This window comes from Stenotrophomonas sp. STEN038, from assembly GCF_056759895.1.
Map to the genome: position 1 here is coordinate 40,786 of NZ_JBRRDW010000024.1, position 15,296 is coordinate 56,081.

Here is a 15,296-nt window from a genome sequence, read left to right on the forward strand (position 1 = left end):
CGCTTACTGCTTGTCAGCCGGCGCCGCGGCAGGCGCGGCGGCTGGCTTGGCGGCTTCGGCACCCTTCTCGGTGGCCTGCACCGGCATCCCCGGGCCGATCTTCTGCAGGCCTTCGACGATGACCTTGTCACCAGCCTTCAGACCGTCCTCGACCAGCCACTTGTCGCCGATGGTGCGGCTGACCTTGACCGGGCGAACAGCAACCTTGCCTTCGGCATCAACCACCATCGCCGAGGTATCGCCCTTGGGATCGCGGGCAACGCCCTGCATCGGCACCAGCAGAGCGTTCGGGCGCACGCCACTGCCCAGCACCGCACGCACGAACATGCCAGGCATCAGCACCTGATCCGGATTCTCGACGCGCACGCGCATGGCGTAGCTGCCGGTGGCCGGGTCAACGCTGACTTCGGAGAACTCCAGCTTGCCCTTGTGGGCAAAGGTGCTGCCGTCTTCCAGCACGATATCGACCGGCAGTTCCGAGGCGCCTTCCAGGCGACCGGCGGCCAGTTCGCGGCGCAGCTGCAGCAGCTCGGCCGAGGACTGGGTGACGTCGATATAGATCGGATCAAGCTGGTTGATGGTGGCCAGCGGCTCAGCCTGACCGGCACTGACCAGCGCGCCCTGGGTAACCGAGGACTTGCCGATCTGGCCGCTGATCGGCGCGGTGATGCGGGCATAGCCCAGCGTCACGTTGGCCGCATCCAGGGATGCGCGGGCGGCGAGCACATCGGCCTCGGCCTGCTTCCAGGCGGCCTGTGCGTTTTCGTCGTCCTGCACGCTGATCACCCGCGACTTGACCAGCTCGCTGCTGCGGCGTGCGGCCAGACGGGCGGCATTGGCGCTGGCTTCGGCACGTGCCAGCTGCGCGCGGGCGCTGTTGGCCTGCGCGCGGTAAGCGGCGTCATCCAGCTGATACAGCGGATCGCCAGCCTTGACCACGCTGCCTTCGGTGAACAGGCGCTTGGCAACAATGCCGCTGACCTGCGGGCGCACTTCGGCGACCTGGTAGCCATTTGCACGGCCGGCCAGTTCGCGGGTCAAGGTGACCGTTTCCGGCTTCAGCGTGACCACGGTGACCTGACCCGGCCCACCCTGCTGCGGCTGCTCCCCGCCGCCCTTGCAGGCAACGAGCGCGACGGATAGTGCGAGGGAAAGCGCGACGAGACGGTAGCGACTGATAGCAGGCATGGGAGAGGAGCTCAATGGGGAAAAGTGGCGCTCGAGGATCGGGCGGAACCTGAGGTATGCCGAGGCATATCCTTCCGTACCGCATACGTTACGGGCACAGCCGTGGCAACCGCCACCACCACACACATCACGGCCATCCTGCAAAGCAAGCCGGGGAAATATACATACATACACGCATGTTTGTAAACGCGTACAATTCAGGTCGGTTTCATCCAGCATTTGCACAGAGCAATGGCCAGAAAGACCAAAGAAGAGGCAGCAGTCACCCGCGAAAGCATCCTGGATGCCGCGCTGGCCTGCTTCCATGAACACGGCGTCGCCGGCAGCTCGCTGGCGGCGATAGGCGAGCGCGCGGGCGTCTCCCGTGGCGCGGTGTATTGGCACTTCAAGAACAAAACCGAAGTGCTGGAAGCGATGATCAACCGCGAGCGCGTGCCGTTCATCAAACGCCTGCGCCAGACCTACTCGCCGCTGCGCAACACGCCGATCCTGGACCTGCGTTCGGCCATGCTGGTGTCCTTGAGTGAGTTGGCCAACGATCCGCGATTGCGCGAGATGATGGAAATCATGCTGCGCAACGACCTGTCCGCTGAAATCGTGGCGATGCAGCAACTGCAGCACGACAGCGTCGAAGAGGAGATGGCGATTTTCCGCCGCGCCCTCGAACGCGCGCGCGAGCTGGGCCAGCTGCGCGATGGAGTGAACACTGCAAGTAGCGCACGCATCATCCATGCAGGCCTGACCGGCGTGTTGTACAGCGCCATGCTGGAGCCGACCCAGTTCGACCTGGAGCGTGACAGCCGGGAGATGCTGGACGCGCTGATGGCGCACTACGTGAAGCCCGGCGTATTCGAGCCCGGCTCAGATCCTTCGCCGCTGCCACCACCAGACCCAGAAGAAGAATAAGCCAGCCCGGTAGTGCCGAGCCATGCTCGGCAGAGGCCTTACCGAGCAACCTTGCAGAGCAACAGCGACCTTGTAGGAGCGGCGCTGGGTGGCCTCGGGCCATAAGCCGCGAAGCAAGCGAACGCGAAGGCAAACGCAGAAGCAAAGCACCCCTCCCAACCCTCCCCTTGCCTACGGCAAAGGGAGGGCTAAAGCCGGCGCGCCGCCTCCCCTCCGTAGTGCCGAGCCATGCTCGGCAGGGGCATTACTCGCAATGCCAACAACCAAAACACACGCAAAAAAAACGGCGACACCAACGTGCCGCCGCTTCTCACCAACCCAAACCACCAATCACAGAATATAGCGACTCAGATCCGGGTCCTTCACCAACTCACCCAGGTGCTTGTCCACATACGCCGGGTCGATCGCAATACTGTCGCCATCACGATCCGGCGCCTCATAACTCAGCGAATCCAGCAAGCGCTCCAACACGGTGTGCAGACGACGCGCACCAATGTTCTCCTGACGCTCGTTGACCTGGAACGCAATCTCCGCCAGACGGTCCACCGCCTCGGCAGTGAAGTTGACCTTGACGCCTTCGGTCGCCAACAAAGCCTCGTACTGCTTGGTCAGCGCCGCCTTCGGCTCGGTGAGAATGCGCACGAAGTCATTCTTGCTCAGCGCACCCAACTCCACGCGGATCGGGAAACGGCCCTGCAGCTCGGGAATCAGATCGCTCGGCTTGGCCAGATGGAACGCACCGGAAGCAATAAACAGGATGTGGTCGGTCTTCACCGTGCCGTACTTGGTCGACACGTTGGAGCCTTCCACCAGCGGCAGCAGGTCACGCTGCACGCCTTCGCGTGACACATCGCCACCGGAGGAACCGGCATCGCTGCGCTTGGCAACCTTGTCGATTTCGTCGATGAAAACGATGCCATGCTGCTCACAGGCTTCAACCGCAGCAGTGCGGATATCGTCTTCGTTGACCAGCTTGCCGGCTTCTTCCTCGATCAGCAGCGGACGCGCGGCCTTGATGCTCAGCGTGCGCTTGTTCGACTTGGCGGTGCCGAGATTGGCAAACATCGACTTCAGTTGCTGGCCCATTTCTTCCATGCCCGGCGGGGTCATGATGTCCATGCTGACGTTGGCAGCAACGTCCAGTTCGATCTCGCGTTCATCCAGTTCGCCAGCGCGCAGCATGCGGCGGAACTTGATGCGGGTTTCGTTATCGGCAGCAGACGGCTCATTGCGTGCCGCCTCCGGATCAAAACCAATACCGGTACTGCGACGCGGCAGCAGCGCATCCAGGATGCGGTCTTCAGCCTTCTCTTCGGCCTGCGTGCGCACGCGCACCTTGGCCTGCTCGCGGTACAACTTGACCGCGGTATCAGCCAGGTCACGGATGATCTGCTCCACGTCCTTACCGACGTAGCCGACCTCAGTGAAACGCGTAGCCTCCACCTTGACGAACGGCGCATTGGCCAGCGTGGCCAAGCGGCGCGCGATTTCGGTCTTGCCGACGCCGGTCGGGCCGATCATCAGGATGTTCTTCGGCATCACTTCGTTGCGCAGCTCGACGGGCAGCTGCATGCGGCGCCAGCGGTTGCGCAGGGCGATGGCGACCGCACGCTTGGCGTCGTGCTGGCCGACGATATGACGGTCCAGCTCCTGCACGATTTCGCGCGGCGTCATGGTGGCGGAGGAAACTTCGATCTTGTGGCTCATGGGGTACTCGCGATTGATGGCCGAAGAGCTCAGAGCTCTTCCACCACGACGTTGGTGTTGGTGTAGATGCAGATACCGCCAGCGATGTTGATCGCCTCGGTGGCCACGCCACGTGCATCCAGATCGGTGTGCTTGAGCAGTGCCCGCGCCGCGCTTAGCGCGTAGGAACCGCCCGAGCCAATCGCGATGATGCCGTCTTCCGGCTCGATCACATCGCCGGTACCGCTGATGATCAGCGAGGTCTCGCGGTCGGCCACGGCCAGCAGCGCTTCGAGCTTGCCGTAGCGGCGATCGGTACGCCAATCCTTGGCCAGCTCCACGGCAGCGCGGGTCAACTGTCCGTGCTTCTCAAGCTTGGCTTCAAACAATTCAAACAGGGTGAAGGCATCAGCGGCCGCACCGGCAAAACCGGCCAGCACCTGGCCATCGCGGCCAAGCCGGCGCACCTTGCGCGCATTGCCCTTCATCACCGTATGACCCAGGGTGACCTGACCATCGCCAGCAATCGCCACATGCTCGCCGCGACGTACGCAGCAGATGGTGGTGGCATGAAAAACATTCGGGTTCTGACTGGGGTCCATACGGCCTCCGGGATACTGTTCTCCGGTAATGGGGCCGGTCACCGCCACGATCAAGCCTCCCCCCGCCAGCGACAGCCACCATTCAGAAAAACCCAACAGGTAGTGCCGAGCCATGCTCGGCAGAGGCCTTCCCGAAAACCCCAGCGATCACCTTGCAGGAGCCGCGTAAGCCGCGAAGCCAACACCACTGCAACCACAAGAAAGCCCGCACCCTGACAAACCACCAGCTTCGCGGCTCACACCGGTCCTACAACTTCTTCTCCAACGCCGCCCTTCCCGGTCGCCCCGGCTCCGGCTCGATACCCCACGCCAGATACCAGTCCTCGCCCTGCAGCTCCGCCGGATGCTGCGTGCGGCCGGAACCATTGCCGCAGGCCAGCGCATCGGTCGCGCAATACTTGTCGCAGCCCCAGCAGATCCGCTCAGGATGTTTGGGATTCAACGGAAATGGCTTTGCCATCGCACGACCCTCCATGCCAGGAGAGCAACCATGCGCCGCCAAGGCAATGCCCACCTTGATGTAAATCAAGCAACCCCAGCGCGGTAGTGCCGAGCCATGCTGGGCAGAAGCCTTCCCCACAAACCCACCGCCCCCGCTTTTGTAGGAGCGGCGTAAGCCGCGAAGCCAAAAATCCTCCCGGCTACGGGCTACAGGTCATTTCACCAATCTCAGCTTCGCGGCTCACGCCGCTCCCACAAAAAGGCGGGCAAGCCCGCCTCTGCGCTACTTTGCCGCCCAGCCATCCGCGGAAGTCGGGTTGCTCAACGGAACCGTATCGCCCGGCGCTGAAGCAACAACCGCGCGCATGGAACTGGACAACCAGCTGAAAAGCTCCGGAAACTGCAGTCCCTTCAACGTGAGCGGCGCACGCACCGAGATCTGTCGCAGCGCATCCATGTCCGCACCTTCCACAGCAACCGCGAAGAACTGGAAGTCCTTGTTGGCCTCACCTTCCCTCACCAGCTCAGCTGCGCGCTTGACGCTATCACTGGGCGCACCCGCGCCGATCAGGAACACCCACGGTCGGTAATAAGTGAGGCCTCTGCTTGTATACGCATCCTTGCGCTGGCGAATCAGTTCCAGACCCTGTTCGATCGCTGCCCCAAGCGGGGCATCAACAGTACTGACAAGGAACGGCGGATAGAAACTCTCGGCGGCCACGAAATCAGAGGCTGTCCGTACCGGGCCGTAAGTGACAATGGCTATATCAACGCGCTTGGCCGCCTCAGGATCAGCGTACAAGGCCTGCTTGAACTGCATCAGCCCAGCGTTGAGCAGATCGATGCGCTGCCGCCCCATCACTTCCGATGTATCCAGCAGCAACAAACATGCACAACGGCTTTCCTGCGCGCCGGCAGAACCACCAGCCTCGTGCCCAGATCCAAAGCTCATAACGGAATCTCCATATTCGTAGCTTCAGTCTATTCGCAAAACCCCGCCCTGTAGTGCCGAGCCATGCTCGGCAGAAGCCTTCCCCACAACCCCACCGACCCCATTGTGGGAGCGGCGTAAGCCGCAAAGCCACCGCACCTACGGAGCGCGCAAACACCCGCAACCTGACGGACCATCTGCTTCGCGGCTTACGCCGCTCCTACAAACAACGGCGAGGTTCACGATACCCGGTCCGCCCGGCACGCAAAGCAACCATAGCGAGCAAAATGCAGATGCATATAAGCCACAGCAGCATCATCGAACGCGCCTTGCAGCCACTCGCCAACATCTCTTCCATCGCAGACCTCGGCAAACGTGATCCGATCCTCCACGCTGTACGCCCGCAATGACATCAGCCGACGCTGCACCAGCGATGGCACCTCGTTGACCTGCAGTTCCGCCCGGGCCACACCGCGCCGGACAAAAATCGGCCCACTCGCCCGGTACGGCGAATCCGCTGCCTGGTGCTGAAAGGAAAGCAGCAACAGTTCCTCTCCGACCATCGCATCAGCGAGGCTGACCCGGCAGGGAAATCCTGAAGCCTCGGTAGCAGTGACGCGGGCAATCTGCCGCGCAGCAAGCGCAGCATCATCAAGCTGGAAAAGATCGGCGAACAATGCGGGATTCAAACCGCTCAACAGGAAAGACGACATGCTGCATTCCATGGATCAAGGAACCGCAACATCCCACTCTCCGCGAGCTGCTGCTCGCCATGATCAGACGCAGCATCCAACGGCTGACCGGACGGAAAACTCCACGCCCAACCGTCGCTGATCTGCTTTGTACGCGCACTACTCAGCGCGCACCAGCACAAACCAGCGGCATAGGAGATAGGCAATCACCGCAGCCACCGGTGCCAGGCTGATCCACAGCGGTAGCTTCATGACAAAGAACATCGCCGAAAAGCAGGCCAATGCGATGGCGGAGAACAATAGCGCCCACAGATTGAACTCCACGATATCCGTCGCATCCTTGGCAACGGAGTTTGCCGGGCGACCTCTGCCCGAGCGCTGCCTGCGCAACAGCCAGATATCTGTAACAACATCCACAACGCCTTCAATCAACCCGCCGAGCAAGCCAGACATGGTGGAACCTTGGTAGCCATGATGAACAGGCGGATAGTCACAGCGCTCAAACCCGCCGTCAAGCAAACGGCGCGGCCATATCACCCCGGCTAAACGGTTGCTTCGTTCGGCGGGAGGTCGTCGTTGCCTGATGAGCTGGAGCCTGGTGATTGCTGACACGAACTGGAAGACGCAGGCCCCTGCCACCAACACACGACGCTCACTCGGCTACCCGTTGCCCCAGCTCCTGGGCAAGCCCGATCAGGATGCCCTCAACACCACGGATGTAGCACAGTCGATAGGTGTTCTCGTAGTTGACCACGTCATCAACCACCGACGCCCCCAGCTTCTTGAGCCGCTCAAGCGTGTCATCGATGTCCTCCACCGCGAACATGACGCGCAGGTAGCCCAGGGAATTCACCGGTGCTGCACGGTGATCGGATGCAATCGCCGGGGCATCGAACCTGGAGAGCTCCAGCCTGCTGTGGCCATCGGGCGTACGCATCATTGCGATCTCGACACGCTGGTCGCGTAGGCCGGTAACGCGGCCAGCCCATTCACCTTCGATTGGCATGCGCCCCTCAAGCACAAGTCCCAGTTCAACGAAGAACTCAATGACGGCATCCAGGTTCTCGACCACGATACCCACGTTGTCCATGCGCTTGACCGTCATAAAGACTCCTTGATGCTTGCCACCGGAGATGGCCCCCGAAGCACGGCAGCCGGGACACCGATGTCGGGAGAGCCTACGGCTTATACACGGCTGGAGCGGAGAAGCGCGTGCATCTAACTCTCGGTCCAGCGACGCCCCCGCAACGGCGATGAACCAAATAGGGACGCAGCATCGCGCCGCATTCTTCATGGCAGTTACAAGAACCTGACTCTGACCCCGGTTTTCTTTACCCTGTGCGCGTTCTGTCGTGAGGCTTGCCGTGGATTCCTTCAACCTGATGCGTGCCTTCCGGCGGATTGTCGAGCGTGCCAGCCTGGCGCGTGCGGCCGAGGACCTTGGCATGTCGGCGGCAGGCTTGAGCAAGCAGCTGCGTGCACTGGAAGCGCATCTGGGCGTGGTGCTGCTGCAGCGGACCACCCGCAGCATGAGCCTGACCGATACCGGCCAGGCCTATTATCTGGAGTGCTGCCGCCTGCTCGATGAGCTGGATGCGCTGGAACGCGGCATCGCCCAGCAAAGCGGCGAGATCAGCGGACGGCTGCGGATCAATGCACCACTGTCGTTCGCGTTGAGCACGCTGTCGCCACTGCTGCCACGATTCCTGGCCGAGCATCCGCAGCTGGCATTGGACCTGGTGATGGAAGACCGGGTGGTGGATGCCGTCGGCGAAGGCTTCGATGTCTCGCTGCGGATACGCGCCGAGTTGCACGACTCCAGCCTGGTCGCACGCCGCCTGGCCTCCTTGCAACAGGTGCTGTGCGCTGCGCCCGCCTATCTTCAACAGCATCCAGTGCCGACCACGGTTGCGCAGCTGGGCGAGCACGCATTGCTGGCCTACAGCCTGTCCGATTCGCCCGGCAGCTGGCCGCTGCACGGCCCCGATGGGCAGGTGACGGTAACCCAGCCGACCCGCGTCAGCGCCAACAACAGCCTGCTGCTGCGCGAGTTGCTGGTGGCCGGCACCGGCATCGGCGCGCTGCCTTCCTTCCTGGCCGCGCCCGCCCTGGCCAGCGGCCAGCTGCAGCAGGTGCTGCCGGATCATCACTACCCGCGGCGCATCGTCTACGCGGTCTACCCGACCCAGCGCCACCTGCAGCCCAAGGTCCGCGCCTTCATCGACTTTCTGCACGACGCCCTGCCGCGCTGCGCCGGGCTGGATTGCTGACGCCCAGCGAATACTGAGCTGCCCGGCAGCCGCTGTTTCGCGCTGCGGCAGCTACCTAAGCTGCGTTCTCCCGCTGAGCCGGGCCTGATGTCGGCGCGCTGCCCTTACCAGCAACGCAACCGACGGCCGACGCATTGCGCGCGGCGGCCCTGCTGCAAAACAGAGACCCGTGCACGCCACCGCGTGCCTGTTGCGACGCCATCGCGTCGTTCCCCGCACAGAGCTTTACCCGATGAATATCCGCAAACTCACTACTGCACTCGGCCTGCTGCTGGCCGCCACCGCACTGCCCTCGGCGGCCCACCCTTCAGCCACGCCCGAGCCACTCCCCTCCGGCCAGCAGGTCGGCGTCAGCCCCTGGGGCCCGAACGACGAGATCGGCCGGCTCAACCTGATCACCGATGCATCACGGGCGGCGATCCTGTCGCGGGTAAATGGCGGCAAGGTCTACGACCTGGCCACCGATTACTACGTCGGCATGCCGAGCTGGCAGGACGCAGGCGATCCGCATTACCAGTTCTGGATGACCCACACGCCGCAGGGCACGGTGATCGATGACCCGATGGGCGTGGGCGAGACAATGAACATCACCCGCAGCTACACCGGCACCGCGTTCTCGATGTACAGCCACACCGGCACGCATATCGACGCGCTCAATCACTTCGGCATCCATGACAAGATCTGGAACGGTTTCGAGGCCAGCAAACACCTCGGTGATCGCGGCTGGAAGGTCACCGGCATCGAGAAGTTCCCACCGCTGGTTGCCCGCGGCATCCTGATCGACGTCGCCGGCGCCAAGGGCGTGGACATGCTGCCAGACAGCTACCGCGTCACCCGCCAGGACCTGCAGGATGCACTGCGCCGGCAGAAGGTCAGCCTGCAGCAAGGCGACATCGTGCTGATCCGCACCGGGCGCATGCAGCTGTTCAACCAACCCAAGGCCTACATGGCCAACCCGCCGGGCATGGGCCTGGATGCCGCACGCTTCCTGGTCGAGGACGGCGGCGCGATGATCGTAGGCGCCGACAACCTCAGCTTCGAGACCTTCCCCTCGGAAGTGGCCGACGACTACGTCCCGCTGCACACCTACCTGCTGGCCCAGCAAGGCGCACCGATCATCGAGCTGATCGCGCTGGACGAACTGGCCCGCGACAAGGTCTACGAGTTCGCTTTCATCGGCGGCCCACTGAAGATCCGCGGCGGCGACGCAGCCCCGCTACGCCCGATAGCGTTGCCAGTCCGATAACGCTCCGCCGCATTTGTAGGAGCGGCGTAAGCCGCGAAGCAGGAAAGCCGTCAGCACAACCCGCTGCCAAACACCCAACACAACAAGCTTCGCGCCTTGCACCGCATCTCCCACAAATCCCCCACCTGCTGACAACACCCCACCCAAGCGCTAAGTTGCCCTCTGGAACAAGGGGTTCGCATGGGACGCAGAACAAAACAATCTCCTATCGGCGCATTGGCATTCATGCCGTGGCCGATAGGCATCCTCGCAGGGATCATCGGCTTCATCCTGGTGCGTTACGGCATCCAGTGGTTCCTGTCCCTTCAAGGCGGCATGTTGGCGCAAGCCTTTGGCCAACAATCCAGTCCTGTCTTCGCACTGCTGGCATGGATGCTGCTCGGCATCTGCTGGATCGCCGCCCTGGCTTCCTACCTCAATGCCCGCAAACGCCGCCGCTTCCTGGACACGCGTACCACACTCGAAAGCCTGGCGGCCGGCGGCTGGCGCCAGTTCGAGCAACTGGTAGGCGAAGCATTCCGCCGCCAGGGCTATGCGGTGGAAGAAACCGGGCTGGGTGGCCCCGATGGCGGCATCGACCTCATCCTGCGCAAGGATGGCCAACGCACGCTGGTGCAATGCAAACAGTGGAAGCGCCAACAGGTAGGCGTCAGCGTGGTGCGCGAGATGGCAGGGCTTCTAGCACATCATCAAGCGCAGGCCGTCAAAATTGTCTGTATCGGCACATTCACTGCGGATGCGGAGACCTTCGCGCGCGACAAGCCCATCGAACTGATCGGCGGCGAACAACTGCTGGCAATGATCCAGTCGTTGAAGACAGTGGAAGATGCACCCGTGCCAATCAATCAGCGTATGGAACCAACGCTGGCCGCACCGGAACATCCAGCGCCAGATGCCGCGCCCTGCCCTCGTTGCGGAGGCGCATTGGTGCAGCGGGTCAATAGAAGCACGGGGCAACGCTTCCTGGGCTGCAGCAATTTCCCGAGATGCAGGGGCACGGGACCTGCAATCACCTGATTCCACTTTTTAGCGCGATTCTCGCTGGTGACGTTGCTTTCAGCGTGGCAGTTCAAATCAGATGGTCACTTAGCACCGGCCTGCTCAGATCGAACTTGAATCGATATCGCCGGTAGCTTCGAACCTTGTGCTTTCCTCGTTCCAGAGGAAATGCACCTCCAGCCCGAGGTAGTCGAGATCTGTTTGCTGTTGCACGAAGGGATGTTCCAGACATCGCACAAACAGGCTTAGCCGGTGCGCTCCAGCCTCCTGGAAAGAATCAGTCTTCGAAACGTCACAACGCAGCTCGGAAACGTAGTAATCCCCGGTCATTCTCCCCTTGTCGGGGAACAGCATGTCGTCCGCCACCTCGTCAACGTAACGCTGGACCAGCTGATGAGCAGCGGCATGGATCTCAGCCATCTGAGAATCGGCCTGATGGAGCCGCGCGCCGAACTCCGCATCGATATCCATTGCAAACGGACGTGCCCAGCCGGGCACATCGATTCTTGTCATGAGCAGTTTGGTCATGGGGATGCCGAGCGATCAAGCGAAGGAAAACCAAGTCCTGCATCATACGTCCCTTGCCTGTTCCACAAAGACGGCAGTCGGCCGCAACCGTATACAGTGACGGCGTGCCACGGATGCATCTCGACAAAGGGTCTCGACATGAAGTCACTCCTTCCACTTCTGCTGCTGGCGTCAGGTGCATTCGCAAATGACGTTGCTTCAGCCAATGAGAACACCAACTGCAGCTGGCCTCTGAACATGCCCTCTGCGGGCCTGCTGCTCGTAGGTGAGGTCCATGGCACCAACGAGGCGCCAGCACTGATTGGCGACCTGGCCTGCGCCAGCGCAACGTCAGGAAATCCAGTGGTAGTCGCGCTGGAGATTCCAATCGAAGAGCAGACAAGCCTGGACAACTTCCTGGCAAGCAAGGGTTCCGATGCGGACCAGGCGGCACTTCTAGGCAGCCAATTTTGGACACGCCAGCCCCAGGACGGGCGATCCAGCGCGGCCATGCTGAAACTGTTGCACCGGCTGCGAACACTGCTTGCGGAAGGCGCACGAATCAGCGTGCTGGCCATCGACGATAGCATGCCAGGATCGCGGGACGCCGGCATGGCCACGCGCATCAGGGCAGCACACAACGCCGTGCCCGCAGTGATTGCGCTGCTGGGGAACGTCCATGCCAGTCGCGAAAAGGGCAGACAGTCGGCACCCGACTATGAGCCAGCCGGATACCTGCTGTCCGACCTGAACCCACACAGCCTCTATGTGCGCGGGCCGGCCGGCACAGCCTGGGTCTGTGTGCCGGAATGCGGTGTCACCTCGATCGCGGGCAATCGGCACGTTGGCGACAAGCGGGGTTACCTGCCAGCAGTTGGAGTGATACCCGGCTATGACGGCCTCTATGCGCCAATGAGCAGCACGGCGTCACCTCCAGCTGTCAACTGAAGGCTCGAGGTTTCTGCTTGCTCACGACGTCAGGCCATGGCCCTGCGAGGGGAGCATCGGAAACCGAGTTCGAACAATTCGACTCTGACCCCGGTTTCGTGCTCCAGCCGGCAGCACACCATCAAGGCTGCGAGCGCAACCATGCTGCCGCTGCTGCAACTGCATCTTGTTCGCGGGGCACGGGATTTTCCGGCTGAATACCTTGCAGATACGCAACTCCCGTACGGTCGAGAAATACCGCTGTCGTCAATGCAATAGCGCCTCCGTCGGGAAGCGCAAACGACTGGTTGGCCGTCGAGAGTCCCGCCGTTGGCTGCCCGAAGAAGCTGGTGATAGGGCGGCCTTGGAAGGCAACAGCCACCGCCTCGCCGGAGCTTGCCGTCCTGGGACCCAGAAGCACCGCGACGCGGCTGTGGGAAAGATCGACATCGCACCCCTTGGAAGGCTGGGCGCGCCACGCCGTTGCTACACCATTGCGGTCCCTGAATGCACCAAGATCGGCGTCACCCAACAGTGGCCTCAGCCCCTTGATCATCGGCCACATATTGCCCCCCGTATTGTCACGAAGGTCGATGATCCAGCCCTTGCTCGCCGTCCTTGCCAAGCCTGCGATGTGCTCACAAAGTTCGGTGCTGAAGATATCCCCGGCCTTGGGATCAGAGCCGCGCAGGCCCGGCACCAACAGATAGCCGATGTCCTGCATTGGCCTGGCTTCCATGGCCTGCGTCGCGACTGCACCTGCGCGATAGGTCGAAACGGCACTGGGCGCCTGCACGGAGCTATGTCGGTCTGCAAGCGCAGTCAAAACCGTCTGGATCCTGCTGTACGCCTCCTGTGCGGGAAGCTTCTTCAAGTCTGGGGTAAGAAGTGACTTCTGCTCGGACGCCCAATCCACACGGTTTGCGTTCAGCGCGTTCGCGCGAATGATGGAAATGGCGTTATCGAGCATGTCATAAGCAGACACGCTGCTCTGGGCTGCACTCTCGGCTTTGAGCGTGAGGTGCTCCACATCTACACGCCCAGCACTCGAAAGTGTCACCCCAAGCTTGAGACTGGTCGCCCCAGACGGAATGTAAAGCCGGGCCTCTCTCGCTTGGGAACCCTCATTGAGGCGCACAGGCTGGTCACCCGTGCTTGCGAAGGCCAACGGCTCTTCGGGGCCGTCCGCGCGGACCCAGAGCGCAGCGTTGCCGGTGCCGCTTTTGACCAGAAGCGTGCCGGTGAGAACTACTTCCCGCCCTTGAAAGGCCGCCGCGTCAATTGTGGTGATGGCACCGACGAACTGATTTGCACCCGTCGACTCGGCGGACAAGGTCACTGCTGCGCCGCCGGCATTTGATATATCGCCTGAGCCGCTGACCAGCGACTGGGTGCTGGTGCCCCGCCAAGCCGTATCCGCCTGGGCACAGCCGCTGAAGAACGCAATAGAAAGCAGAAAGGCCAAGCGATGCATAGTCAACTGCCTTGTTCGACTTGAAGCGCAATCCTAGTTCAGACGCTTCGCATTCACCACAAGACTTGCGAGCAGGTTATGGATGCCGGATGTGCAGCAAGCGATGGGCTGGAACTGCCTTCATCCGGAATGGTCATCGATCCTGCCCGCTCCCATCCAGCAACGGGCACTCCGGCTTGGCTACAGTTACTCAACCACCCGCTTGGGTTTCGTTCTGTAGCGCAGCACTATCAGCCTCCAAGCGCTGGATGATCGCTGCCACCACACCACGGGTGGATTCCCAGTTCATGCCAGTGATGAGCCGACCATCAACTTCCACATGCGATGTGCCGCGTGCGCCGTAGCTGAACTGGCCTTTGCTCCCGCGCAGGCGTTGCTCGATCGAGAACGGGAAGGTCTTGTAGTACGCCGCGCTTATGTCCTCGTAGGCGTCTGGATAGCCGGTGACACGCTTTCCGCTGACCAGCGCGGAGCCATCGGACAGGGTCAGGTTCACCAGCCCTGCGCTGCCGTGGCAGACCGCCGAGACGATGCCGCCCCGCTGCTCATAGATGCGCACCGCCAACCATTGCATGCCTGGATGCTCGGCAACGCCATACATCGCAGCACTGCCGCCGATATACATCAGCGCGGCATAATCGCTGGCGGTCACCTCGTCGGGCCGGCGCGTATTGGACAGCGCCCACATCAGGTCGGCGTCGTAGATGCTGGCCTTGTGCTCGGGGTTGCTGGTGTCGATGTAAGCCAGCGGCACGGCGCCGCCTTCCGGGCTGACAAACTGCACACCGTAGCCGGCCTTACGGAAGTCCGCATAGGCATGGATCAGCTCCAAGAAGCTATTGCCCGCACTCAGGCGAGTGCCGGGCATGGTGTCCACATTGGACACCGCCAGCAGCACCTGGCGGCCATGGGCGGGTGCGGTTTCGCGGGTGGCGGTCTTGCTGATGATCAGCCAGCGCCCTTCCAGCTTCTTCAGCAGGAACAGATCGACGAAGCGCGCCTGATCCTTGCTGACCAGAATCTCCGCCTTGGCGGTGGCGATATTGCCTTCGATCTCGATACCGAGCAGGCGACCGACACGGCCATTGAACAGCCCCGGCTCCTTGCCGAACCAGCTGGTGTATTCGGCGATGCCCACCTCGCGCATGCCGTCCGTGCCCTGGCTCAGGTACAGCCGCGCATCGGGATGGAAGGCCCGACTGAGCCGATCGCGCTGGTTGTAGGAACTGCCGCGCAGATAGTCCTGGATGACTGCGGAGATCTCACGCTGATCCGCGCCTGGATCGGCATGCGCAAGCCCGCCGAAACACAGCGCCAGGCTGGCCACGGCGAACCATCGGATGAGGCGTGCTGGCAGCGACATCACACCGGCAGTGGCCGGCTTGGAACGCGTTACTGACATGAAGAGACTCCGCAGGATGGGTGCC

16 protein-coding genes are annotated in these 15,296 nt (G+C 62.2%); 5 read left to right on the forward strand and 11 right to left on the reverse strand.

All coding sequences use genetic code 11. From position 1 onward, the window contains the following. Nucleotides 1-3: 3 nt before the first annotated feature. On the reverse strand, nucleotides 4-1,188 hold the full coding sequence (locus ACVOLS_RS11580) for an efflux RND transporter periplasmic adaptor subunit (RefSeq protein WP_481545731.1): 1,185 nt from the start codon (nucleotides 1,186-1,188) through the stop codon (nucleotides 4-6). 231 nt (nucleotides 1,189-1,419) lie between these two features. On the opposite strand from ACVOLS_RS11580, the gene ACVOLS_RS11585 reads away from it, so the two are divergent. Next, a complete protein-coding gene (locus tag ACVOLS_RS11585; protein ID WP_481545732.1) occupies nucleotides 1,420-2,094 on the forward strand; it encodes a TetR family transcriptional regulator in 675 nt (224 codons plus the stop codon). A gap of 330 nt (nucleotides 2,095-2,424) precedes the next feature. Here ACVOLS_RS11585 and hslU read toward each other — a convergent pair whose 3' ends face one another. From hslU to ACVOLS_RS11620, 7 genes are all read right to left on the reverse strand, one after another. Beyond that, nucleotides 2,425-3,801 carry an ATP-dependent protease ATPase subunit HslU gene (gene hslU, locus ACVOLS_RS11590; RefSeq protein WP_481545733.1) on the reverse strand — a complete coding sequence of 459 codons (1,377 nt, stop codon included), beginning with the start codon at nucleotides 3,799-3,801 and terminating at the stop codon, nucleotides 2,425-2,427. Nucleotides 3,802-3,830: 29 nt separating this feature from the next. After that, complete coding sequence (gene hslV, locus ACVOLS_RS11595) at nucleotides 3,831-4,382, reverse strand: ATP-dependent protease subunit HslV (RefSeq protein ID WP_055772387.1); 552 nt, start codon at nucleotides 4,380-4,382, stop codon at nucleotides 3,831-3,833. A 247-nt stretch (nucleotides 4,383-4,629) separates the two neighbouring features. Then, nucleotides 4,630-4,842, reverse strand: a complete 213-nt coding sequence (locus ACVOLS_RS11600; RefSeq protein WP_481545734.1) for a DUF3079 domain-containing protein — start codon at nucleotides 4,840-4,842, stop codon at nucleotides 4,630-4,632. 264 nt (nucleotides 4,843-5,106) lie between these two features. After that, nucleotides 5,107-5,775, reverse strand: a complete 669-nt coding sequence (locus ACVOLS_RS11605; RefSeq protein WP_481545735.1) for a vWA domain-containing protein — start codon at nucleotides 5,773-5,775, stop codon at nucleotides 5,107-5,109. A 218-nt stretch (nucleotides 5,776-5,993) separates the two neighbouring features. After that, nucleotides 5,994-6,467: a DUF1203 domain-containing protein gene (locus ACVOLS_RS11610; protein WP_481545736.1), complete on the reverse strand. Its 474-nt coding sequence runs from the start codon at nucleotides 6,465-6,467 to the stop codon at nucleotides 5,994-5,996. Nucleotides 6,468-6,605: 138 nt separating this feature from the next. Further along, nucleotides 6,606-7,058, reverse strand: coding sequence for a hypothetical protein (locus ACVOLS_RS11615; RefSeq protein ID WP_481545737.1), 453 nt, complete (start codon nucleotides 7,056-7,058; stop codon nucleotides 6,606-6,608). A gap of 40 nt (nucleotides 7,059-7,098) precedes the next feature. Next, nucleotides 7,099-7,551, reverse strand: a complete 453-nt coding sequence (locus ACVOLS_RS11620; RefSeq protein ID WP_481545738.1) for a VOC family protein — start codon at nucleotides 7,549-7,551, stop codon at nucleotides 7,099-7,101. Nucleotides 7,552-7,810: 259 nt separating this feature from the next. Here ACVOLS_RS11620 and ACVOLS_RS11625 point away from each other — a divergent pair, with 259 nt between their 5' ends. The 3 genes from ACVOLS_RS11625 (at nucleotide 7,811) to ACVOLS_RS11635 (ending at nucleotide 10,979) form a co-directional block, all read left to right on the forward strand. Beyond that, nucleotides 7,811-8,716 carry a LysR family transcriptional regulator gene (locus ACVOLS_RS11625; protein ID WP_481545739.1) on the forward strand — a complete coding sequence of 302 codons (906 nt, stop codon included), beginning with the start codon at nucleotides 7,811-7,813 and terminating at the stop codon, nucleotides 8,714-8,716. A 232-nt stretch (nucleotides 8,717-8,948) separates the two neighbouring features. After that, nucleotides 8,949-9,962, forward strand: a complete 1,014-nt coding sequence (locus ACVOLS_RS11630) for a cyclase family protein (RefSeq protein WP_481545740.1) — start codon at nucleotides 8,949-8,951, stop codon at nucleotides 9,960-9,962. Between the two features lie 180 nt (nucleotides 9,963-10,142). Beyond that, nucleotides 10,143-10,979 carry a restriction endonuclease gene (locus tag ACVOLS_RS11635; protein ID WP_481545741.1) on the forward strand — a complete coding sequence of 279 codons (837 nt, stop codon included), beginning with the start codon at nucleotides 10,143-10,145 and terminating at the stop codon, nucleotides 10,977-10,979. A gap of 84 nt (nucleotides 10,980-11,063) precedes the next feature. Here ACVOLS_RS11635 and ACVOLS_RS11640 read toward each other — a convergent pair whose 3' ends face one another. Next, the gene (locus ACVOLS_RS11640; protein ID WP_481545742.1) at nucleotides 11,064-11,489 is read right to left on the reverse strand and encodes a hypothetical protein; all 426 of its coding nucleotides are present in this window, start codon (nucleotides 11,487-11,489) and stop codon (nucleotides 11,064-11,066) included. A 138-nt stretch (nucleotides 11,490-11,627) separates the two neighbouring features. On the opposite strand from ACVOLS_RS11640, the gene ACVOLS_RS11645 reads away from it, so the two are divergent. Continuing rightward, nucleotides 11,628-12,416, forward strand: coding sequence for a hypothetical protein (locus ACVOLS_RS11645; RefSeq protein ID WP_481545743.1), 789 nt, complete (start codon nucleotides 11,628-11,630; stop codon nucleotides 12,414-12,416). A 121-nt stretch (nucleotides 12,417-12,537) separates the two neighbouring features. Here the strand turns inward: ACVOLS_RS11645 and ACVOLS_RS11650 are convergent, their stop codons facing one another. Together ACVOLS_RS11650 and ACVOLS_RS11655 are read right to left on the reverse strand one after the other, a co-directional pair. Beyond that, nucleotides 12,538-13,869, reverse strand: coding sequence for a S41 family peptidase (locus ACVOLS_RS11650; RefSeq protein WP_481545744.1), 1,332 nt, complete (start codon nucleotides 13,867-13,869; stop codon nucleotides 12,538-12,540). Between the two features lie 190 nt (nucleotides 13,870-14,059). Then, entirely contained in the window at nucleotides 14,060-15,271 is a 1,212-nt protein-coding gene (locus ACVOLS_RS11655) for a nuclear transport factor 2 family protein (protein WP_481545745.1), read from the reverse strand. Nucleotides 15,272-15,296 lie beyond the last annotated feature (25 nt).